Consider the following 282-nt stretch of genomic DNA (forward strand, 5'->3'; position numbering starts at 1 on the left):
CGGGTTCCCCCATTCGGACATCGTTAGCTCAAATGCTTGTTACTAGCTCGCCAACGCTTTTCGCAAGTTACTACGTCCTTCATCGCCTCTGACTGCCAAGGCATCCACCGTATACGCTTAGTCGCTTAACCATACAACCCAAATAGGTTTCACTTACGTGAGCCACTTGAATTGTTGCGACCAGCTGGTTTTACTTGTCTCATCTTCGACCAAGAAGATGGACTCGCCTTAGACTTGAATATTCAAGACACTTAACAAGTGTTTTAAGAACTCAATTTTTTT

At 44.3% G+C, this 282-nt stretch carries 1 rRNA gene; it reads right to left on the minus strand.

The features are described from left to right. Nucleotides 1–131 (minus strand): 23S ribosomal RNA (locus tag L976_RS01635); the annotation flags it as partial. Nucleotides 132–282: the final 151 nt, after the last annotated feature.

It is taken from the genome of Shewanella sp. ZOR0012 (assembly GCF_000798835.1).
Taxonomy (GTDB): domain Bacteria; phylum Pseudomonadota; class Gammaproteobacteria; order Enterobacterales; family Shewanellaceae; genus Shewanella; species Shewanella xiamenensis.